Below are 21,293 nucleotides of genomic sequence, written 5' to 3'. Positions count from 1 at the left end.
TTCAGGCCTGATTGAGCTGTGCTTTGAGTAAATCGCGAAAGGTCTGGATCAACGGTTCGCGGCTGCGCCCGCGGCGCATGATCAGCGAAAACGGCGCCTGGTAGCCAAAGGTCGCCGGCAGCAGCACCCGCAAGTCGCCCTTGTCGGCCCAGGCCTGGGCGTAGTGCTCGGGCAAGTAGCCGATGTAGGCGCCGGACAACACCAGGATCAACTGCGCCTCCATACTTTCTACAGTGGCGGCGCTGTGTTTGAAGCCATGGCGCGCCAGTTCCGCCTGGCTCCAGTAACCGCGCCCGACCATGCGTTGCTGGGTAATCACCTGCTCCGGAATGCGTCGCTCGCTGAACAGCGGATGCCGCGAGCTGCAATAGGGCCAGTGTTGTTCGCGGTACAGCGGCATGTAGACCAAGCCGCTCATGCGGTTGGAGAAGGCGCCGATGGCCAGGTCCAGGCGATTGTCCTGCACCCCCAGTTGCAGCTCGTAGGGGCTCATCACCGATAAGTGCAGATGCACCGCCGGGTGCTCAAGGCTGTAGGCGCCGATGACTTCGGCAAATGGCAGGGCCTTGTCGCTGACGGTCGAATCAAGCACACCCAGTTTGAGCGTGCCGCGCAGTTCGCCCTTGAGCGCCGCCGCGTATTGCTCGAAGCCCTCCAGTTCGCCCAGCAGGCGCAAGGTTTCCTGGTGAAACAACTCGCCCTTGCTGGTCAGGCTGAACCCGCCACGCCCGCGATGGCACAGCACCAGGCCCAACGCGCCTTCCAGTTGGCTCATATAGGTGCTGATGGCCGACGTCGACAGGTTGAGCTCATGCTGGGCATTGGCAAACCCCTGGTGGCGCACGACGCTGACGAAGATGCGCAGCAATTTCAGGTCGGGCAAGGCATTGGCCATGGACGCTCCAGGCAAAAAGTCGGCGGACAGGGAACAGGTTTCGCAAACCGGTGGAGTCTACCCCAGGCATTAGTTCAGAAAAATCTGAACTAAGTATTTCCCCACAGCGATTCTTCCGTTGCCGGGCATTTCGCAGAATCGGCCTCTGATAACCACAACAACGATGAGGCACTGCCGTGGACAAGATCTTTCACCAACCACTGGGCGGCAACGAAATGCCGCGCTTTGCCGGCATCGCCACCATGATGCGCCTGCCCCACCTGCAAACCGCCGCCGGCCTGGATGCGGCCTTTGTCGGCGTGCCCCTGGATATCGGCACCTCGCTGCGCGCCGGCACCCGCTTCGGGCCGCGTGAAATCCGCGCTGAGTCGGTGATGATCCGCCCCTACAACATGGCCACCGGCGCTGCGCCGTTCGACTCGCTGTCGGTGGCCGACATCGGCGACGTGGCGATCAACACCTTTAACCTGCTGGACGCCGTGCGCATTATCGAAGAAGCCTACGATGAGATCCTCGGCCATAACGTAATCCCGCTGACCCTGGGCGGCGACCACACCATCACCCTGCCGATCCTGCGGGCGATCCACAAGAAGCACGGCAAGGTCGGGCTGGTGCATATCGATGCCCACGCCGACGTCAACGACCATATGTTCGGCGAGAAAATCGCCCACGGCACCACCTTCCGCCGGGCCGTCGAAGAGGGCCTGCTCGATTGCGACCGTGTGGTGCAAATCGGCCTGCGCGCCCAGGGCTATACCGCCGAAGACTTCAATTGGAGCCGCAAACAGGGGTTCCGCGTGGTCCAGGCCGAAGAATGCTGGCACCACTCCCTCGCGCCGTTGATGGCCGAAGTCCGGGAAAAGGTCGGCGGCGGCCCGGTGTACCTGAGTTTCGACATCGACGGCATCGACCCGGCCTGGGCGCCCGGCACCGGCACCCCGGAAATCGGCGGGCTGACCACCATACAGGCGATCGAGATCATCCGGGGCTGCCAGGGCCTGGACCTGATTGGTTGTGATCTGGTGGAGGTTTCGCCGCCCTACGACACCACCGGCAACACCTCGTTGCTGGGCGCCAACCTGCTGTACGAAATGCTCTGCGTGCTGCCTGGAGTCACGCACCGTTGATGTAGCGCGTCACCTGATTAGTCCATAAAAACAATAACTGGAGAGGCGCCACCATGGCTCTGGATCTATTCGTCGTACTTATCTACGCCGCCGGCATGCTCGTGCTCGGCTATTTCGGCATGCGCCGGGCCAAGACCCATGAAGACTATCTAGTCGCCGGGCGCAACCTGGGGCCGACCCTGTACATGGGCACCATGGCCGCAACGGTGCTGGGCGGCGCGTCCACAGTGGGCAGCGTGCGCCTGGGTTATGTGCATGGTATTTCCGGGTTCTGGCTCTGCGCGGCGCTGGGCACGGGGATCATTGCGCTGAACCTGTTTCTCGCAAAACCCTTGCTCAAGCTGAAAATCTTCACCGTGACCCAGGTCCTGGAGCAGCGCTACAACCCCACGGCCCGCCAGGCCAGCGGGCTGATCATGCTGGCCTATGCGCTGATGCTGGCGGTGACCTCGATCCTGGGGATCGGCACCGTATTGCAAGTGATGTTTGACCTGCCGTTCTGGGCCGCCATCCTGCTGGGTGGTGGCGTGGTGCTGGTGTATTCGACCATTGGCGGCATGTGGTCGCTGACGCTAACCGATATCGTGCAGTTTGTGATCAAGACCGTCGGCCTGATGTTTATCCTGCTGCCGATCTGCCTGTACCGCGTAGGCGGCTGGGATGAACTGGTGGCCAAACTGCCGGCGGCCAGTTTCAGCTTCACCAGCATCGGCTGGGACACCATCATCACCTACTTCATGATCTACTTTTTCGGCATCCTGATCGGCCAGGACATCTGGCAACGGGTGTTTACCGCCCGTGACGCAAAAGTCGCCCAGTACGCAGGAACCTTCGCCGGCTTCTACTGCATCCTCTACGGCCTGGCCTGCGCCCTGATCGGCATGGCCGCCCATGTGCTGATCCCGGACCTGGACAACGTCAACAACGCCTTCGCCGCCATCGTCAAACTGTCGTTGCCCGATGGCCTGCGCGGCCTGGTGATCGCGGCGGCCCTGGCGGCGATGATGTCCACCGCCAGCGCCGGCCTGCTCGCCGCGTCCACCGTGCTGACCGAAGACCTGCTGCCGCGCCTGCGCGGCGGCAAGCAGTCGAGCCTGAACATCAACCGCCTGTTCACCCTGCTGACTGGGGTGGCCGTGCTGGGTATCGCCTTGATAGTCACCGACGTGATCAGCGCACTGACCCTGGCCTATAACCTGCTGGTCGGCGGCATGCTGATCCCATTGATCGGGGCGATTTACTGGAAACGCGCTACGACGGCGGGCGCGATCAGCGCCATGGCATTGGGGTTTGTCACGTCACTGGTGTTTATGGTCAAGGATGGTTTGGAGGCAAACACGCCGATCTATTACAGCCTGGGCGTGAGTGTGGTGAGTTTTGTGCTGGTGAGTGTGCTGTCGCGTCGGCCAGAGGTGGCGACGGCCGACGCTGCCTGAGTGAAGCTGGCTTGAGCGGGTGCGATGTCGGTTGTCGCACCCACCCTCTTATTTACTGTTCAGGTCTTTCAAACAGATCACCACATTCGTCACAGGCAAAGTACTGCTCTTTCGCCGAACACCAGATGACCCCAGTAGCTCCCGCCCTAACCTGCCATGTGCAGATGTGCCCGTTGTACTTCAGGTTGCCCTCCAGATAACAAGGGGCCCACTCGTAACGGTCATGCAGGGTGCGGCTATCAATCTTCGAGGCGCGCTGGAAAAACGCCTGCACACGGTTTGGATCAAGGGGCACATCAGAAGGCCGGCAACTCTCAGGTTCTTGGGATTGGAAGCTGGAGACAACAATGCCTTCAAGGTCGGGCGTGTGCCGATCCGTACATCCCGCAAGAACGAGTAATGCGCCTATCGGCCATGCTTTGATCGGCATCATTCCCACACCGCACTACTGGCTTCACCCGGGTTTTTATAGGATATCTGCGGGTGCCTGTAGACATCACCCGAGGACAGGTTGAAATGAACATATAACTCGTTGACGAGCCATTGAAGGGATTGGTTCTGCAAGGGGGTAACGGACTCATACCGCGAGGTATCCAAGTGTTTGCCCACCAATTCGATGCCAATAGAGTCGGAGTTCACAGGATAGCGTTCAGGATAGCTTTTTGCTCGCTCATGTGCGTCCAACGCCTTGATCTGCGCAGTCCACGATAACGCTTGAATACGGGCCACCTGGGCGCTGTCACACGATTTTTTATCAATCGCCAGGCACTTCGAGCGTATGAGCTTTCCAACGTGGTAGCAGCGCTTTTTCAAGCTGGCCGTCTGGTAAACAAAGCCATTTTTATCAATCAGAAAGTGCGCACCACTGCCTTTTGCAAGGTAGCCGTTGAACGTATGTTGCGCAGTAGGTGCATCCGTCTGGTGGACAACTAAAGCATGTATACCGTGCAGATCCCCATGCTCAATCGCGTAAAACCGACGCAGTATCACCTTGGCGGAAACCAGCATTCCATCACTGTTAACACACGACATAGCCCTGTCTTCCTTCCTTGAAGAGAGCAGGAATATAAAGCGTCCAAACACGGAAGTGGTCGAGGGAGCAGACAAAAAGAAACGTCCGACCAGAATACTTCCAGGGTCAGACAAGGTGAGCGCAACTTAATTTAGGAGTCCGGACTTAGACTGGTACAAAGCAATCGCATACAACCGCACGCCCAATCTACTGTGCTTCAGGGACAGTGTGACGAGTGATCGCGCCCAAACACCAATGTCTGAGCGCTTTTCCGGACTTACCTGCGACGCGGGCGGCGCTGTTCGTCATCGGTGCGGATTGGCACCGGTTGCAGCGGTGGCTCGATCAAGCCGAGTGCGACGCCGAGGTCGTGCAGCCAGTTTTGCAGTTTTTCTTTCATGGTGCCCCCTTTGAGGGTAGTGCCGAGCAGCTGGAATTCTGTGGCTGCTTCCTACAGATAGTAGTACTAAGTCCCACGTAATGCTTGTCTGAAACCGCAACGAACCATTACTGAATTGATACAAATCCTGACGGGGCGGTCAGGCAATCGCCCGGGACTCTTGTACAGGCCGCGTCTTGCCCTCTTGCTGCAGGTCAATCCATGCATTGAGATTAGCCCCGAGCATGCCTTTGCGCCACATCAGCCAGGTGGTGGCGTGGGCAAATGGCTCGGCCAGGGGATGGATCGACACGCTGTCCTTGCCGGGCAGGCTGTCGAGCATCGACTCGGACATCAACGCAACCCCGGAACCGGCAATCACACATGCAAGCATGCCTTGATAGGACTCGATCTCGATGGCGCGACCCATGGCCACACGGTCGTGGGAAAACCACGCCTCCAGGCGCGCCCGATAGGAACAACTGCGTCGGAAGGTGAACACCGCGCGCCCGGCCACATCCTGCGGGCCGCGTACCGGTGGGTGGTCCGCCTCGCAGATCAGCAGCAGGCGCTCCTCACACAGCGGTACGCCGTCCAGGGTCGCCAGGGTCAACGGGCCATCCACCAGCGCCGCATCCAGGCGCCCGGTGATCAGGCCTTCGAGCAGTTCACCACTGGGCGCCGACTGCACTTGCAGGTTCACCATGGGGTAAGCCTTGTGATATTGCGCCAGCAGTTTCGGCAAATGGATCGCAGCGGTGCTGTACATGCTGCCCAGCACAAAATCCCCGGCCGGTTGGCCACCCTGCACGGCACCGTGCGCTTCATCATGCAGGGCCAAAAGGCGCGTGCTGTAGTCGAGCAGCACCTTGCCGGCAGGCGACAGTTGCAGGCGCTGGCGCTCGCGCACGAACAGCTCGACGCCCAGTTGCTCTTCCATTTGCTTGAGGCGGGTCGAGAGGTTCGATGGCACCCGGTGCAGACGCTCTGCAGCACGGGTGATGGAGCCCTCTTCGGCCACGGCCTGGAAAATACGCAGTTGGCTGAACTCCACGACCTTTCTCCTAAACTGAACAAGTTGCTCAGTATTATTCATTTTTACTGAACACTAATCCACCTTAGCCTGAGGTCATCGCTTCTTCCTGGAATTTGGCCCATGTCTCCCCTGATTCGTTTACTCGCCAGTTTTATCGCCCTGATGATGGCCATGGGCATTGGCCGCTTTGCTCTCACCCCGCAGATGCCGCACTTGCTCAGCGAAGGGCAAATCGACCTGACCGCCGCCGGGCTGATTGCCGCGGCCAACTACCTGGGCTATTTCGTGGGGGCCGTGGACTCGATGTTCGCGCGCAGTCATCACCACATACGCGGACGGTTGCTCGGCGGGTTGTGGTTGTGTGTGCTGCTGACCCTGGCGTCGTTCTGGGCCAACGGCTTCTGGTCGCACCTGTTGCTGCGCTTCGGCACGGGTGTGGCCAGCGCCTGGGTGCTGGTGATGATTACCGGCCTGAGCCAGCCGCTGGCGATTGCCGCCGGGCGCCCGCGGCTGGGGGCACTGGTGTTTGCCGGGCCTGGACTGGGGATCCTGCTGACGGGATTGTTGGCAATGGCCTCCAACCTGTTGGGCGAGGATTCGGCAACGCTGTGGCTGGTGTACGGCGTGGTCGCCCTGGGCATGTTGCTGGTGATCCTGCCGTTCCTACCCAAGCCGGACAAGGGGGCGCCGCAAAGCAGCGCCCCTGCCGGGCGCAACGGCAGCATCGCGCATCTGGGCTGGATTTACCTGCTGTATGGCCTGGGCTACATCATTCCGGCCACCTTCCTGTCGCAAATGGCCAGCGCGCAGTTCAAGGGCGCCTGGCAGGCAGACCTGTTCTGGCCATGCTTTGGCTTGGCGGCGGCCCTGGGCGTGTTGCTGGTCAGTCTGCGCAAGCCCAACCCCGACACCACACGCTACTGGTTGATGGCAACCCTGTGGATGCAAGCGATTGGCGTCTTCGCCTGTCTGTGGGGCAATGGCGTGGGATTGGTGCTGGGTGTCTTGCTCTGTGGGCTGCCATTTCTGGCCTGCATGCAATTGGTGATGCAACGTTCGCGGGAAGTTGCGCCCCACGGCGCGCAACGGAGCACCGGCCTGCTGACGGCATGTTTTGCCCTGGGCCAGTTAAGTGGCCCGCTGCTGGCGTCGTTGAGCAACCATTTTAGCGGCGGCTTGCAGCCGGCACTGACGTTAGCCGGCAGCGGCTTGATACTGGCCGGAGCGCTACTGCTACGCCCCGCCCAGGTAAAGGTTGATTGCCGGGCGCCGGTCAGCCGCTGACGCGCCGCGCCGCCCAGTATCCCAGCGAGCAGCAGGCAGCGGTGAGAAAGGTGCCCCACGCCATGTCCATCACTGCCAGCCCCGCAGACCAGCCTTGCAAGGTCGCCCAGTTGCTCAGGTCGTAGGTGCCATAGGCGACCAACCCAAGCAAGGCACCGAGGCGGGCAGCCCGTTGCCAGCCGCCACTGGCCAGCGCCGGCAACACTACAAAGGCCACGCAGCCGAACACATAAAGGCAGTAGAACAGCGCCGCCGGGAGCAATCGCGGTTGCTCAAGCATCAGCGGCCCGAGCAGGCCCTTGTAGGTCGGCCCCATCAATACCCCAAGCCAGAGGCCATCGAGCACTAAAAAAGCCAACAACGTACCGAGGTAAGCAAACACGACTTTTTTGCTCATGGCGATGACCCACTGCAGGAGCCGGCTGACCGGCGATAGCGACGCCTACACAAGAGCAGGTTGCAATCAGCTTAGTTCAATACGATCAGCGTGAATTACGATCTGCCCCTGCTTGTACAGCGCACCAATGGCCTTCTTGAAGTTGCCCTTGCTCACGCCAAACAAGTTGCTGATCACGGTCGGGTCACTCTTGTCGCTGACCGGCAGGCTGCCGTTGTTTTCACGCAACTTGGCGAGGATCTTCGAGTTCAGGCTGGACGCCGCTTGCTCGCCGACCGGCTGCAGGCTCAGGCTGATATTGCCGTCGGCGCGGATTTCCTTGATGAAGCCCTTCTCTTCCTTGCCCGGACGCAGGAACTTGAACACTTCGTTCTTGTGGATCAGGCCCCAGTGCTTGTTATTGATGATTGCCTTGAAGCCCATATCAGTGGCTTCGGCAACCAGCAAGTCGACTTCCTGGCCCACGGTGTAGTTGGCCGGCGTCTTGTCCAGGTAACGGTCCAGGCGCGCGGTGGCGGTGATGCGCTTGGTGTGTTTGTCGAGGTAGACGTGCACCACACAGTATTCACCGGCGGTCAGCTGGCGTTTTTCTTCGGAATACGGCAGCAGCAGGTCCTTGGGCAGGCCCCAGTCGAGGAACACCCCGATGCTGTTGACTTCAACCACTTTCAGGCTGGCGAACTCGCCCACCTGCACTTTTGGTTTTTCAGTGGTCGCGATAAGTTTGTCATCGCTGTCCAGATAAATAAAAACGTTAAGCCAGTCTTCATCTTCACTGGGAATATCTTTGGGAATATAACGATTGGGCAAGAGGATTTCGCCCTCTTGTTCACCGTCCAGATACAAACCAAAGTTAGTGTGTTTAACCACTTGCAAACTGTTGTAGCGCCCGACTAAAGCCATTTCCAATACCCTCATTGCGTGGGCGGCATTCTACCCGAGTTGAAGGCGGCGGTCCCGTGTCCAGGCGCGCAACCCTGAAAAATCGCGGGTTTGCCGGGCACTTGCCGACAATTGCCCCGCTCGTCAGGTCAAGCTGCCGCCGTGCAGCAATGGCCAGGTGCTATTTTTACCCACGGTTTCTATTTAAAACAGCGAGTTAGGGCCTTCGACCAAAGACCAACTTCGGGCTTCTATAATAGCGCAGCTTATTCCTGGGAGATATTTACCAAGCAATTGTCAAGCATTTCATGTACGATGCCTGGCCAAGTTAATTTTCTACAGGTTAGTGGCCGCCATGCGCGTAAAAGCATCCAACAGCAAAGCAAAGCCAGCTCCCGCCGTTGAAACCAGCGAATCGATCAACAACCAAATCGCCGCGTTCCTCAAGTCCGGTGGCGAAATCCAGCAGATCGCCAAGGGCGTGAGCGGCCAGACATTCGGCCCGTCCAAGCAGATCACCCTGGGTAAGAAGTAAGCGCGCAAGCCGCCTACGCACCCCACCTGGTCCCTAAGCGCCTTGCCTATCAAGGCGCTAGGACTAGAGCCAGCAACATCCCCCCGACACACATTCAACCACGCCAATCGACGAGCGGGTCTCAATACCTGACTTTCGCCGGTATGCTTGCACACGTCTAGAACGGGCATTTGCCCGATTTCTCCCGTTACTGCTCCTCGCTTTTCATGGAGTGAAGCGTGCTCAAACCCTGTATTTTTCTGGTCAGCGCCCTGCTTGCCAGCCCCCTCGCCGAAGCGCAGGTGTTCCAGCGTGAACTGGGCGACTTCGACTTGAAACTGGGCACCACGCCCGGCCGCAGCATGGCCCAGGGCCTGGTCAAACCCACCACACCGGGCAGCAACTCGTTTCACGGCGGCCTCGACCTGAGCCACGCCAGCGGCCTGTACTTCGGCCAGTTCTCTCCGAGCATGGGCCTGTCGCCCGCGAGCAAACTGGAAGTCGATTCCTACATGGGCTTCAAGCGCCCGTTCGACCAGACCCTGGGCTATGAACTGGGGATGATTCACTACAGCTACCCCAAGCTGAGCCCCCTCGACAGCCAGGAGTTCTACGGCGGCCTGAACCTGCTGGGCAATCGGTTTGGCGTGTCACTGGGCAACGACCCCGACCGTCGCGACAGCACCCTGTTTGCCGACCTGGGCGGCACCCAGCCGTTTGGCATTGGCGTGAGCATGAAGTACACCACTCATCAGTTGGGCGCCCCGGCCTCGGTGGAGGGCGGCTCGATCCGCAGTTTCAGCGACTGGTCGGTGAAATTCTCCCGACCGTGGATGGGCATGGACCTGGACCTGATCTACAGCGACTCCAACCTCAACGGCAGCGACTGCTCAGCCTACTCTGGACACAATTCGCAATGTGATGGCCTGTTGACCCTAAAGGCCGAGCGGTCGTTTTATTGATGGGCTGAACTGTCACGCCCCCGGCGGGTTCAGATGAACATCCCTGGTCTGCGCAAGGACTCGCCCATGCTGCGTCGGTTAAGAATCCTGGCTGCTTTACTGGTCCTGAGCGTCCTGCTTGCCGGCTGCAACCGCGTGGGCCTGGCCTATCGCAATCTCGACGTGATCATCCCCTGGACCCTCAACGACTACCTGGACATGAACGCCGGGCAGAAAAGCTGGTTCAACGACACGCTCAAGGAACACCTGGCCTGGCACTGCACCACCCAGCTACCTGGCTACCTGGACTGGCTCGACCGCCTGCAGCAGATGGTCGACAGCCACCAGGTCAGTGACGCCGCCCTGCAAGCCCACGCCCTTGAAGCCAAGCAAGCAATCGCCGACGTCGCCCGGCAAATCACCCCATCAGCCATCGAGTTGCTGCGCGGGCTGGATGAGCAGCAGGTGCGCGAGATGGATGCCGCGCTGACCAAGGACCTGGGCAAACGCCAGGACGAATACCTCAAGCCGCCCCTGGAGCAACAGATCAAGGAGCGTAGCGAGCGCATGAGCAAGCGCCTGGATGCCTGGCTAGGCCCATTGAGCGCCAGCCAGCAAGAGCGTGTGCTGGCCTGGTCCACTGCCCTCGGCGCGCAGAACCAGCAATGGATCGGCAACCGTGCCCATTGGCAGGCGCAGTTCATCGCCGCAGTCAATCAACGGGCCAGCAGCGACTTCCCACGCAAGATGGAGCAGTTGCTGGTGGACCGTGAAAGCCTGTGGACCGCGGACTATCGCCAGGCCTATGCCCAGACCGAAGCCGCAGCCCGCAGTCTGCTGGTGGACGTGATGGCCGAAAGCACGGTGCAACAACGCCAGAAGCTGGTGCAGAGAATCGCTAAGGTGCGCAGCGATTTCCAGGCACTCAAGTGCCTCAAGGGCAGCCCGGCCTAGACGTCTACACCGCCCTCAGAACCACAGGCGCACGCCCAGGATGGTCAGCTCGGTGCGCACTCTACCGGTGATATTGACTGCGGCCTGGCCGATAGACAGGTGCCCGAAAGCACACCCGGTTGCCCGGGGCTGTACAAGATTACCGATTTGACAGTTGCAGCCGGTTCAGGCGATTTGCGCCTTGGCCGCCACCATCTCGAACGTCGCCGGGTCCAGCGCGTCGGCCTGCTCGTCCAGCACCTGGCGCGGATGATCGTTACCCGGGATGGCGCTGTCGATCAATGCCAGCAACTGCGCGCCCAGGGGCGTCAAAATGAAATTCTCGCCGTTGCCGCCCTCGTCTTCAGGCCGGGACTCGATAAAGCCGCGCTTGAACAACAGCGCTTCGTAATCGGCGGCGGTCTTTTTCAACGCATCCAGATCGCCAGTGAACTCGCCGGCCGTGGCCTTATCGGCCGCTTCCTGTTCGGCATATTTGCGCGGGGCAAAGCTGCCCTCGCCGTTCTGTACTTCATGCAACAGACGTTCGATCAGATCCCAATTGTAAGTGCTCATCCTGAATCCTCCTGCAGGCACACCGACTGGGTGCCTTCAAAAGTTGTGACCTGTGGCGGCTGCGGGCGTTCAGCCGGGTAGACAGGCGTGATTGCACTGAACTTTTCACAGGCCAGCCCCCTCAACCGGGTATCACCGCCAAGGAGGTCTACCCCATGAAAACCCTGATGCAACTGGCTGTCGCAGCCGCCCTGTTGAGCGCCCTGCCCGCCTGGGCCTGTACCCCGGAAGAAGCCACGGAAAAACGCGAACAACTGGCCAAGGAAGTCAGCACCCTCACCCAGCAGAACCCGACCAAGGCCAAGGAAATCAACGACGAGCTGCAGCAGATGGACCTGGACACCGAAAGTGCGAAATTTCCCGACAAGTGCCAGTTGATCGAGGCGCGACTCAAGGAGTTGAAGGAAGCGGCGGCCAAGGCGAAAAACTGAGGGCATAAAAAAACCGGACATTGTCCGGTTTTTTAGTGCGCTGGCGTATTACTCGGCAGCCGGTGCTTCTGGCTTGCGGCGCTTGAGCGGCGCCATGCCGTCCTTGCTGACCAACGACAGGTTGTCGGTCTTCGGCCGGTTGGCGATCTTGCGCTTGGTCGGCGACTTGGCGCCGGTTTTCTTCTTGTCGCCCTTGGCGTCGACCTTTTTCTTCTTCACGCCCACGGCCTTGCCCGAAGCCTTGACCTTCTTCGGCCCGGTGTAGGTGCCTTTGACTTCCTTGATGGTGCGGCGCTCGAACGACTGCTTGAGGTAGCGCTCGATGCTCGACATCAGGTTCCAGTCGCCATGGCAGATCAGCGAGATGGCCAGGCCATCGTTGCCGGCACGCCCGGTACGGCCGATACGGTGCACATATTCGTCGCCGCTGCGCGGCATATCGAAGTTGATCACCATGTCCAGGCCTTCCACGTCCAGGCCGCGGGCGGCGACGTCGGTGGCTACCAGAATCTTCACGCCGCCCTGCTTGAGTCGGTCGATCGCCAGCTTGCGGTCCTTCTGGTCCTTCTCACCGTGCAATACAAACGCCTTGTACTCCTGCGCCACCAGGCGCCCGTAGATCCGGTCGGCCATGGCACGGGTGTTGGTGAACACGATGGCTTTCTGATAAGTCTCGTTGGCCAGCAGCCAGTTGAGAATCTGCTCTTTATGCACATTGTGGTCAGCGGTGACGATCTGCTGGCGGGTGGTGGAGTTCAGGTCGCTGACGTTATTGACCTGCAGGTGCTCAGGGTTGTTCAGGACCTTGGCGACCATCTCGCGCAGGGTCGAGCCGCCGGTGGTGGCGGAGAACAGCATGGTCTGCTGGCGGTTGACGCACTCTTCGACGAGGCGCTGCACGTCGTCGGCAAAGCCCATGTCGAGCATGCGGTCGGCTTCGTCCAGCACCAGCACTTCGACTTCCTTGAGGTCCAGGTTGCCGGCGTTCAGTTGCTCGATCATCCGCCCAGGGGTACCGATCAGGATATCCGGGACCTTGCGCAGCATGGCGGCCTGGACCTTGAAGTCTTCGCCCCCGGTGATCAGGCCGGACTTGATGAAGGTGAACTGCGAGAAGCGTTCCACTTCCTTCAAGGTCTGCTGGGCCAGCTCACGGGTAGGCAGCAGGATCAGGGTCTTGATGCTGACGCGGATCTTGGCCGGGCCGATCAGACGGTTGAGGATCGGCAGGACGAAAGCGGCGGTCTTGCCACTCCCGGTTTGAGCCGTCACCCGCAGGTCACGCCCTTCGAGCGCGAGCGGGATGGCCGCTGCTTGCACAGGCGTAGGCTCGACAAATTTAAGCTCGGCCACGGCTTTGAGCAGGCGTTCGTGCAGGGCGAATTGGGAAAACACGGGTGCTACCTCGAAGAAATACAAAAAATCAGCTGCATAGGGTAACGGTTTCGGGCGCTCAGGCCGAGTTTCTTTACGCGAAGTGGGCCAAACAGATGGTTTTTTGTCAGGTGATTTGTCTGCCTGCACAACTTTGCAGCACTTAAATGCTCTAATCGCCCCGTCATGTCTTACAGAAGAATCGCGTTAAACCATGGATATCAAACAGCTCTGGCTCAACGTCCAAGACCTCTGGGGTGCCCTGGACCAACATCCGCTACTGCATTCAAGCCTGGCTTTGCTGGTGCTGCTGGTGGTGGCCCTGCTGGTCGGACGGGTGGCACGCTACCTGATCCTGCATGCGGTCAAGTTGCTCGGCCGCCAACCTGCCCTGCATTGGCTCAATGACCTGCGCCATAACAAAGTCTTCCACCGCCTGGCCCAGATGACGCCGTCGCTGGTGATCCAGTTCGGCCTGCACCTGGTGCCGGAATTGAGCAAGACCAGCACGCTGTTTATCGGCAACGTGGCGCTGGCGTTCACCATTCTGTTCCAGGTATTGGCCATGAGCGCCCTGCTCAACGCCCTGCTGGATATCTACGCACGCACCGAACATGCCCGCACGCGCTCGATCAAGGGCTATGTGCAACTGGCGAAAATGGTGCTGTTCGTGTTTGGCGCGATCATCATCGTTGCAACCTTGATCGACCGCTCGCCGCTGTTGCTGCTGTCAGGGCTGGGTGCGATGTCGGCGGTGATCCTGTTGGTCTACAAGGACACGCTGCTGTCATTTGTCGCCAGTGTGCAATTGACCAGCAACGACATGCTGCGGGTCGGCGACTGGATCGAAATGCCCCAGGTCGGCGCCGATGGCGATGTGGTGGACATCACCTTGCATACGGTCAAGGTGCAGAACTTCGACAAGACCATCGTCTCGATCCCCACCTGGCGCCTGATGTCCGAATCGTTCAAGAACTGGCGCGGCATGCAGGCCTCGGGCGGGCGGCGGATCAAGCGCAGCCTGTTTATCGACGCGGCCGGCGTGCGTTTCCTGCGTGATGATGAAGAAGTGCGGATGACCCAGGTCCACCTGCTGACCGACTACATCAGCCGCAAACAGGCAGAATTGAAGGCCTGGAACGAAGCCCAGGGCCACAGCGCGCAGTTGTCGGCCAACCGCCGGCGCATGACCAACCTGGGCACCTTCCGCGCCTATGCCCTGGCTTATCTGAAGAGCCATCCGGATATCCAACCGAACATGACCTGCATGGTGCGCCAGATGCAGACCACCTCCCAGGGTGTGCCCCTGGAAATCTACTGCTTTACCCGCACCACGGCGTGGGCGGATTACGAGCGGATCCAGGGGGATATTTTTGACTACTTACTGGCGGTGCTGCCGGAGTTTGGTTTGAGCCTGTATCAGCAGCCGAGTGGTAATGACCTGCGGGCCGGAGTACTGCCGGCGGTGTTGGGTGCCAGTCATTTGCCGGTGCCGGAGAAGGCTACGCTCTAACCAGGCGCGAAGCAGCGCCTGGTTAGAGAGGGCTTGCCCGCGATAGCGGTGGGTCAGTCAACACATCTGTTACTGATCGTCCGCTATCGCGGGCAAGCCCGCCCCCACCTTTGGGAACGATCATTGCCGGCTGAGCGGCGCCGGGCGAATCCCCAACCGGCTGATCCACACCGCCGCCACAATCACCGCCCCGCCCAGGAACAGGCGCCCCAGCGGCTCATGCTGGTTCCAGATCAGCAGATTGAGCAGCAGCCCCACCGGCACATGCAGGTTGTTCATCACCGCCAGGGTGCCGCCGTTGACCAGGCAGGCGCCCTTGTTCCACCAGTACAGACCCAAGGCAGTGCTGACCAGGCCCAGAAACAGCAACACACCCCACTGCAACGGCGCTTCAGGCAGGAAGTTGGCCTTGCCGAACAGCAGGAACGCCGGCAACACCACGGCCAATGCCCCCAGGTAGAAATAGCCAAAGCGCCGGTAGTGCGGCAGGTCGCTCGGGTGTCGTGCCACCAGGCGCCGGTACAGCACCTGCCCGGCGGCGTAGGTGAAGTTGGCCAGTTGCAGCAACAAAAAGCCCATGAAGAAGTCCGGGTTGATCTGGTCAAAGCGGATCACCGCCGCCCCCGCCACCGCCACCAGCGCGGCAATCAGCGCCCAGGGGTTGAAGCGCCGGTTCAACGCGTCTTCGATCAAGGTCACATGCAATGGCGTGAGGATGGTGAACAGCAACACCTCCGGCACCGTCAACACGCGGAAGCTCAAATACAGACACACGTACGTCACGCCGAACTGCAACGCGCCGATCAGCAGCATGCCGCGCATGAACGCAGGCTCCACCGAGCGCCAGCGGGTCAGGGGGATAAACACCAGCCCGGCCAGCAGCACGCGCACCAGCACGGCGAAATAGCTGTCGACATGACCCGCCAGGTATTCGCCGATCAGGCTGAAGGAAAACGCCTGGATCAGCGTGACAATCAGTAAGTAGCCCATGTGCGCCTCATATTCGAATGGGCGCGACATTAGCGTCTTTCACGGCGGGGCGAAACTCGGCGCAAAAAAAACCCGACCTCGCTAAAGCGGCAGTCGGGCAGGAGCACTCAGGAGCAACAAGTGCAAAGGGAGGTTCGATACGCGTACTTGAAGGGTTGCGTGGAGCTATAAAAACATCGCGCGATTATCTGGCGATTAACGCGTCAGGCAACCTGTGCCAGCAGGGCCTTGGCGTGGTTCAAGCCCTTTTCCTGGAAGTCGCCACCCAGGTTCACCCCTTCGGCGTGGATAAAGGTCACATCATGGATCCCGATAAAACCCATGACCTGGCGCAGATACGGTTCCTGATGATCGCTGCTCGCGCCGGTGTGGATGCCACCACGGGCGGTCAGCACAAACGCGCGCTTGCCGGTCAACAGGCCCTGGGGACCGGTGGCGGTGTACTTGAAGGTCACGCCGGCCCGCAACACATGGTCAAGCCAGGCCTTGAGGGTGCTGGGGATGGCGAAGTTGTACATCGGCGCGGCCATCACCAGCACATCGGCGGCCAGCAGTTCGTCGGTCAGGTGGTTGGAGCGCTCCAGGGACGCCTGCTCATCCACGCTGCGCTGCTCGGCCGGCTTCATCCAGCCGCCCAACAGGTTGGCGTCCAGGTGCGGCACTGGGTTGACGGCCAGGTCGCGCACGGTGATCTGATCGGCCGGATGGGCCGCCTGCCATTGGCTGATGAACTGTTGGGTCAGTTGGCGGGAAATAGAATCCTGCTGGCGGGCGCTGCTTTCGATGATCAGAACGTTAGACATGGCTTTGTAAGCTCCATCGGTAATTGCTGTAAGTCGATGGAGTGAAGGTTAAACAGAGCCCATTCGATAAAAAAGCGCAAAAAACTGCTATAACCCATCTATAAAGTTGTTTATAAGCGGGGCATGGCCAAGGCCCCGCAGCGAATTATTTGGGTTCGCAGGTCAGTTTGATCCGCATCTTGATAATCGCGCGGCTGAACTTGACCGTAGTGTTGGTGCTTTTCCCGGCAGGGACCGTGACCTTGCGCACCCGCGCTGGCTCCGGGCCATTGGTAAACGCGACCGTACACGCAGCGTCATTGCTGCCGTAGTTACTGAGCTGGATGGAGCTGATATCACCGTCAACATCGGAAGCGTTGTAGTCGATGCTGACCCCCTTGATCGACTTTGACACATCGATCGGATAGGCGAACGCGCTCAACGGCAACAGTGCCAGCAATACACAACAGAATTTTCTCATTCGGCAGTCTCCAATAAGGACCGCCAGCTTAGGACAAGAGGAGCTCATCTTGAAAGCGCCCCGCGTGACCCTTGATCAATGGCGCACGTTGCAAGCCGTGGTTGACCATGGCGGCTTCGCCCAGGCAGCCGAAGTGCTGCACCGCTCGCAATCCTCGGTGAGCTACACCGTGGCCCGCATGCAAGACCAGTTGGGCGTGCCTCTATTGCGCATCGACGGGCGCAAGGCCGTGCTCACCGAGGCCGGCGAGGTGCTGTTGCGCCGCTCCCGGCAACTGGTCAAAAACGCCAGCCAGTTGGAAGACCTGGCCCATCATATGGAACAAGGCTGGGAGGCCGAAGTACGCCTGGTGGTCGATGCCGCCTACCCCAACGCCCGCCTGGTGCGCGCCCTCACCGCCTTTATGCCGCAAAGCCGGGGCTGCCGCGTGCGCCTGCGCGAAGAAGTGCTGTCGGGTGTCGAGGATCTGCTGATTGAAGGCGTGGCCGACCTGGCGATCAGCGGCTTCAGCATTCCCGGCTACCTGGGCACGGAAATGAGCGACGTGGAATTTGTCGCCGTGGCCCACCCTGAACACCCGTTGCACCGACTCAACCGCGAACTGAGCTTCCAGGACCTGGAAAGCCAGATGCAGGTGGTGATCCGCGACTCCGGTCGCCAGCAACCGCGGGACGTCGGCTGGCTCGGCGCCGAGCAGCGCTGGACCGTGGGCAGCCTGGCCACCGCCGCCGCCTTCGTCGGCAGCGGCCTGGGGTTTGCCTGGCTGCCCCGGCACATGATCGAGCGTGAGCTAAAGGAAGGCCTGCTCAAGCAACTGCCCCTGGAGCAAGGCGGCAGCCGCCACCCCACGTTCTACCTGTACTCGAACAAGGACAAGCCCCTGGGCCCGGCCACGCAGATTCTGGTCGAGCTGCTGCGCACCTTCGACACTGCACCGCTGGACGCACCCTTTGCCGCTCCCCGGCAAGCCTGACACGGAGTTCACCCATGGCCTATTTCGAACATGAAGGTTGCACCCTGCATTACGAGGAATATGGCCACGGCGTGCCACTGATCCTGATCCACGGCCTGGGCTCCAGTTGCCAGGATTGGGAACTGCAAATCCCCGTGTTGTCCCGGCATTACCGCCTGGTGCTGCTGGATGTGCGCGGTCACGGGCGCTCCGACAAACCCCGGGAGCGCTACAGCATCGCCGGCTTTACCGCAGACCTGGTGGCGTTGATCGAACACCTGCAACTGCCCGCTGCCCATGTGGTCGGCCTGTCGATGGGCGGGATGATCGCCTTTCAACTGGCGGTCGACCAACCGCAGTTGCTCAAAAGCCTGTGTATCGTCAACAGCGCGCCCGAGGTCAAGGTGCGCAGCGCCAATGACTATTGGCAATGGGCCAAGCGCTGGGGCCTGGCCCGCGTGCTCAGCTTGAATACCATCGGCAAGGCACTCGGCGACCGGTTGTTCCCCAAACCCGCACAGGCCGACCTGCGGCGCAAAATGCGCGAACGCTGGGCAAGAAACGACAAACGTGCTTACCTCGCCAGCTTCGATGCCATTGTGGGCTGGGGCGTACAGGAACGACTCTGCAGAATCGCCTGTCCAACCCTGGTCATCAGCGCCGACCACGACTACACCCCAGTGGCGCAAAAAGAAATCTATGTAAAACTGCTGCCTGATGCGCGGTTGGTGGTGATCGAGGATTCGCGTCACGCGACACCGCTGGACCAACCCGAAACCTTCAACACAACCCTGCTCGATTTTCTCAAGACAGTCGAAACCACTTCCCAGGATCACTGACCCATGCTGAAAAAAATCGCCGTTTTTGCCGGTTCTGTTCTGTTTGCTGCCAACCTGATGGCGGCCACGCCGGCCAAGGCACCACACGTATTGATCTCCACCACCAATGGCGACATCGAAATCGAACTGGATCCGGTCAAGGCGCCGATCAGTACCGAGAACTTCCTGTCCTACGTCGACAAGGGCTTCTACACCAACACCATTTTTCATCGGGTGATCCCGGGTTTTATGGTGCAAGGTGGCGGGTTCACCCAGCAGATGTCGCAAAAGCCTACTGAAGCGCCGATCAAGAACGAAGCCAGCAACGGCTTGCATAACGTGCGCGGCACCTTGTCCATGGCCCGCACCAGCAATCCGAACTCGGCCACCAGCCAGTTCTTTATCAACGTGGCCGACAACGCCTTCCTCGACCCAGGCCGCGATGCGGGCTACGCGGTGTTCGCCAAAGTGGTCAAGGGCATGGACGTGGTCGATATCATCGTCAACTCGCAAACCACTACCAAACAAGGCATGCAAAACGTGCCTATCGACCCTGTCCTGATCAAGTCGGCCAAGCGCATCGACTAAGGTTCACAGGGAGTTGCGCGCGCCGCCCACAAGGCCGCGCGCGTCTTTAACAAGGAGAGCCCGCCCGGCGGGCGTCAGACCTAATGCTCTATCGTCGTTTTGAACAACTGATCGACATCTTCCGCGACGCTCCCAGCGCGGCACCTCCGGATAAAGTCCTACCCTTCTACCTCTATTACCTGCGCCAGGTGTGGCCGTGTTTTGCCGCGCTGTTGGTGGTGGGCCTGATCGGCGCGCTGATTGAAGTGGCGCTGTTCAGCTACCTGAGCCGCATCATCGACCTGGCCCAAGGCACGCCGCCGGCCAACTTCTTCCAGATCCACGCCACCGAGTTGATCTGGATGGCCGTGGTTGCCTTGCTGCTGCGCCCGATCTTCGGTGCCCTGCACGATTTGCTGGTGCACCAGACCATCAGCCCCGGCATGACCAGCCTGATCCGCTGGCAGAACCACAGCTATGTGCTCAAGCAGAGCCTGAACTTCTTCCAGAACGACTTCGCCGGGCGTATTGCCCAGCGCATCATGCAGACCGGCAACTCGCTGCGCGACTCGGCCGTGGCCGCCGTCGATGCCATCTGGCACGTAGCAATCTACGCCATCAGCTCCCTGGTGCTGTTCGCCGAAGCCGACTGGCGCCTGATGATCCCGCTGGTCACCTGGATCATCGCCTACAGCCTGGCGCTGCGCTACTTCGTGCCACGGGTCAAGGAACGCTCGGTCATCTCGTCCGAGGCGCGCTCCAAATTGATGGGCCGCATCGTTGATGGCTACACCAATATCACCACCTTGAAGCTGTTCGCCCACACCCAGTCCGAACAGGAGTACGCCAAGGAAGCGATCATCGAGCAGACCGAAAAAACCCAGCTGGCCAGCCGCGTGGTCACCAGCATGGACGTGGTCATCACCACCATGAACGGCCTGCTGATCGTCACCACCACCGGCCTGGCCCTGTGGCTGTGGACGCAGTCGCTGATCTCGGTCGGTGCCATTGCCCTGGCCACCGGCCTGGTGATCCGCATCGTCAACATGTCCGGCTGGATCATGTGGGTGGTCAACGGCATTTTCGAGAACATCGGCATGGTCCAGGACGGCCTGAAAACCATCGCCCAACCGCTGGCGGTGATCGACCGCGAAAACGCCCCGCGCCTGAGCGTGCCCCACGGCGAAGTGCGCTTCGAACAGGTCGACTTCCACTATGGCAAGAGCAGCGGCATCATCGGTGGCCTGAACCTGGTCATCAACCCGGGGGAGAAGATCGGCCTGATTGGCCCGTCCGGTGCCGGCAAATCGACCCTGGTCAACCTGCTGCTGCGCCTCTACGACCTGCAAGGCGGACGCATCCTGATCGACGGCCAGAACATTGCCGAAGTGGCCCAGGAAAGCCTGCGCGAACGCATCGGCATGATTACCCAGGACACCTCGCTGCTGCACCGCTCGATCCGCGACAACTTGCTGTATGGCAAGCCCGATGCCACTGACCAAGAGCTCTGGGACGCGATCCGCAAGGCCCGCGCCGACGAATTTATCCCGCTGCTGTCGGACGCCGAGGGCCGGATTGGCCTGGATGCCCACGTCGGTGAGCGCGGGGTGAAACTCTCCGGCGGGCAACGCCAGCGCATCGCTATCGCCCGGGTCCTGCTCAAGGACGCACCGATCCTGATCATGGACGAAGCCACCTCGGCCCTGGACTCGGAAGTGGAAGCGGCCATCCAGGAAAGCCTGGAAACCCTGATGCAAGGCAAGACGGTGATCGCCATCGCTCACCGCCTGTCCACGATTGCCCGAATGGACAGGTTGGTGGTCCTGGAAAAAGGCCAGATCGCCGAGAGTGGCAGCCATGCCCAGTTGCTGGCACATGGCGGCCTGTACTCACGATTGTGGCAGCACCAGACCGGAGGTTTCGTAGGTATCGACTGATTTCGGACTACTAACGGCGCTATCAATTCCGAACAA

General features: G+C 60.3%; 24 protein-coding genes. 12 read left to right on the top strand and 12 right to left on the bottom strand.

All coding sequences use genetic code 11. The annotated features are described in order from the left end of the window. Position 1: 1 nt before the first annotated feature. The gene (locus JFT44_RS13100; RefSeq protein WP_198830784.1) at positions 2-895 is read right to left on the bottom strand and encodes a LysR family transcriptional regulator; all 894 of its coding nucleotides are present in this window, start codon (positions 893-895) and stop codon (positions 2-4) included. A 176-nt stretch (positions 896-1,071) separates the two neighbouring features. Here JFT44_RS13100 and speB point away from each other — a divergent pair, with 176 nt between their 5' ends. After that, positions 1,072-2,022, top strand: coding sequence for an agmatinase (gene speB, locus JFT44_RS13095; RefSeq protein ID WP_120732183.1), 951 nt, complete (start codon positions 1,072-1,074; stop codon positions 2,020-2,022). 53 nt (positions 2,023-2,075) lie between these two features. After that, positions 2,076-3,458, top strand: coding sequence for a sodium:solute symporter (locus JFT44_RS13090; protein WP_169989941.1), 1,383 nt, complete (start codon positions 2,076-2,078; stop codon positions 3,456-3,458). Positions 3,459-3,510: 52 nt separating this feature from the next. Here the strand turns inward: JFT44_RS13090 and JFT44_RS13085 are convergent, their stop codons facing one another. The 4 genes from JFT44_RS13085 to JFT44_RS13075 form a co-directional block, all read right to left on the bottom strand. Next, positions 3,511-3,891: a hypothetical protein gene (locus JFT44_RS13085; protein ID WP_178112939.1), complete on the bottom strand. Its 381-nt coding sequence runs from the start codon at positions 3,889-3,891 to the stop codon at positions 3,511-3,513. Beyond that, a complete protein-coding gene (locus JFT44_RS13080) occupies positions 3,888-4,466 on the bottom strand; it encodes an N-acetylmuramoyl-L-alanine amidase (protein ID WP_225923844.1) in 579 nt (192 codons plus the stop codon). The genes JFT44_RS13085 and JFT44_RS13080 overlap by 4 nt, the downstream gene beginning before the upstream one ends. Positions 4,467-4,747: 281 nt before the next feature. Continuing rightward, the gene (locus JFT44_RS28900; protein WP_003210728.1) at positions 4,748-4,870 is read right to left on the bottom strand and encodes a PA1414 family protein; all 123 of its coding nucleotides are present in this window, start codon (positions 4,868-4,870) and stop codon (positions 4,748-4,750) included. A gap of 139 nt (positions 4,871-5,009) precedes the next feature. After that, a complete protein-coding gene (locus tag JFT44_RS13075) occupies positions 5,010-5,903 on the bottom strand; it encodes a LysR family transcriptional regulator (RefSeq protein WP_057441212.1) in 894 nt (297 codons plus the stop codon). A gap of 102 nt (positions 5,904-6,005) precedes the next feature. Here JFT44_RS13075 and JFT44_RS13070 point away from each other — a divergent pair, with 102 nt between their 5' ends. Continuing rightward, positions 6,006-7,169, top strand: coding sequence for a YbfB/YjiJ family MFS transporter (locus JFT44_RS13070; protein ID WP_198792358.1), 1,164 nt, complete (start codon positions 6,006-6,008; stop codon positions 7,167-7,169). Here the strand turns inward: JFT44_RS13070 and JFT44_RS13065 are convergent. Beyond that, complete coding sequence (locus JFT44_RS13065) at positions 7,159-7,566, bottom strand: DUF2177 family protein (RefSeq protein WP_120732179.1); 408 nt, start codon at positions 7,564-7,566, stop codon at positions 7,159-7,161. The genes JFT44_RS13070 and JFT44_RS13065 overlap by 11 nt on opposite strands. Positions 7,567-7,632: 66 nt before the next feature. After that, positions 7,633-8,469 carry a S1 RNA-binding domain-containing protein gene (locus JFT44_RS13060; RefSeq protein WP_029292380.1) on the bottom strand — a complete coding sequence of 279 codons (837 nt, stop codon included), beginning with the start codon at positions 8,467-8,469 and terminating at the stop codon, positions 7,633-7,635. 334 nt (positions 8,470-8,803) lie between these two features. On the opposite strand from JFT44_RS13060, the gene JFT44_RS13055 reads away from it, so the two are divergent. From JFT44_RS13055 to JFT44_RS13045, 3 genes are all read left to right on the top strand, one after another. Next, complete coding sequence (locus JFT44_RS13055) at positions 8,804-8,983, top strand: hypothetical protein (RefSeq protein ID WP_007946007.1); 180 nt, start codon at positions 8,804-8,806, stop codon at positions 8,981-8,983. Positions 8,984-9,201: 218 nt separating this feature from the next. Further along, a complete protein-coding gene (locus JFT44_RS13050) occupies positions 9,202-9,924 on the top strand; it encodes a TorF family putative porin (RefSeq protein WP_057958836.1) in 723 nt (240 codons plus the stop codon). 66 nt (positions 9,925-9,990) lie between these two features. Continuing rightward, a complete protein-coding gene (locus JFT44_RS13045) occupies positions 9,991-10,857 on the top strand; it encodes a DUF6279 family lipoprotein (RefSeq protein WP_198830795.1) in 867 nt (288 codons plus the stop codon). A 165-nt stretch (positions 10,858-11,022) separates the two neighbouring features. Here JFT44_RS13045 and JFT44_RS13040 read toward each other — a convergent pair whose 3' ends face one another. Then, positions 11,023-11,412, bottom strand: a complete 390-nt coding sequence (locus tag JFT44_RS13040) for a hypothetical protein (RefSeq protein ID WP_057441218.1) — start codon at positions 11,410-11,412, stop codon at positions 11,023-11,025. A gap of 155 nt (positions 11,413-11,567) precedes the next feature. Between JFT44_RS13040 and JFT44_RS13035 the strand changes: the two genes are divergently transcribed. Further along, complete coding sequence (locus JFT44_RS13035; protein WP_057441219.1) at positions 11,568-11,843, top strand: hypothetical protein; 276 nt, start codon at positions 11,568-11,570, stop codon at positions 11,841-11,843. A gap of 48 nt (positions 11,844-11,891) precedes the next feature. Here the strand turns inward: JFT44_RS13035 and JFT44_RS13030 are convergent, their stop codons facing one another. Then, positions 11,892-13,238, bottom strand: a complete 1,347-nt coding sequence (locus JFT44_RS13030) for a DEAD/DEAH box helicase (RefSeq protein ID WP_057441220.1) — start codon at positions 13,236-13,238, stop codon at positions 11,892-11,894. A gap of 193 nt (positions 13,239-13,431) precedes the next feature. On the opposite strand from JFT44_RS13030, the gene JFT44_RS13025 reads away from it, so the two are divergent. Further along, positions 13,432-14,730 carry a mechanosensitive ion channel family protein gene (locus tag JFT44_RS13025; protein WP_057958828.1) on the top strand — a complete coding sequence of 433 codons (1,299 nt, stop codon included), beginning with the start codon at positions 13,432-13,434 and terminating at the stop codon, positions 14,728-14,730. Positions 14,731-14,850: 120 nt separating this feature from the next. On the opposite strand, the gene JFT44_RS13020 is transcribed toward JFT44_RS13025, so the two are convergent. The 3 genes from JFT44_RS13020 to JFT44_RS13010 all read right to left on the bottom strand — a co-directional run bounded on the left by JFT44_RS13020 (position 14,851) and on the right by JFT44_RS13010 (position 16,983). Beyond that, positions 14,851-15,720, bottom strand: a complete 870-nt coding sequence (locus JFT44_RS13020) for a carboxylate/amino acid/amine transporter (protein ID WP_057441227.1) — start codon at positions 15,718-15,720, stop codon at positions 14,851-14,853. Between the two features lie 203 nt (positions 15,721-15,923). Next, on the bottom strand, positions 15,924-16,523 hold the full coding sequence (locus JFT44_RS13015) for an FMN-dependent NADH-azoreductase (RefSeq protein ID WP_057444346.1): 600 nt from the start codon (positions 16,521-16,523) through the stop codon (positions 15,924-15,926). 145 nt (positions 16,524-16,668) lie between these two features. Continuing rightward, on the bottom strand, positions 16,669-16,983 hold the full coding sequence (locus tag JFT44_RS13010; protein WP_057441229.1) for a hypothetical protein: 315 nt from the start codon (positions 16,981-16,983) through the stop codon (positions 16,669-16,671). Positions 16,984-17,032: 49 nt separating this feature from the next. Here JFT44_RS13010 and JFT44_RS13005 point away from each other — a divergent pair, with 49 nt between their 5' ends. The 4 genes from JFT44_RS13005 (at position 17,033) to JFT44_RS12990 (ending at position 21,257) form a co-directional block, all read left to right on the top strand. Continuing rightward, positions 17,033-17,956 (top strand): LysR family transcriptional regulator, encoded by a 924-nt coding sequence (locus JFT44_RS13005; RefSeq protein ID WP_198830783.1) that lies wholly within the window; start codon positions 17,033-17,035, stop codon positions 17,954-17,956. Between the two features lie 14 nt (positions 17,957-17,970). After that, entirely contained in the window at positions 17,971-18,774 is an 804-nt protein-coding gene (locus JFT44_RS13000; RefSeq protein WP_057958826.1) for an alpha/beta fold hydrolase, read from the top strand. Between the two features lie 3 nt (positions 18,775-18,777). After that, positions 18,778-19,341 (top strand): peptidylprolyl isomerase, encoded by a 564-nt coding sequence (locus JFT44_RS12995; RefSeq protein WP_057441236.1) that lies wholly within the window; start codon positions 18,778-18,780, stop codon positions 19,339-19,341. Between the two features lie 83 nt (positions 19,342-19,424). After that, the gene (locus JFT44_RS12990; RefSeq protein ID WP_169989935.1) at positions 19,425-21,257 is read left to right on the top strand and encodes an ABC transporter ATP-binding protein; all 1,833 of its coding nucleotides are present in this window, start codon (positions 19,425-19,427) and stop codon (positions 21,255-21,257) included. Positions 21,258-21,293: the final 36 nt, after the last annotated feature.

Source organism: Pseudomonas sp. MF5691 (assembly GCF_016405645.1).
GTDB classification, from domain to species: Bacteria; Pseudomonadota; Gammaproteobacteria; order Pseudomonadales; family Pseudomonadaceae; genus Aquipseudomonas; species Aquipseudomonas shahriarae.
This window is presented reverse-complemented; position numbering and strand designations above follow the sequence as displayed.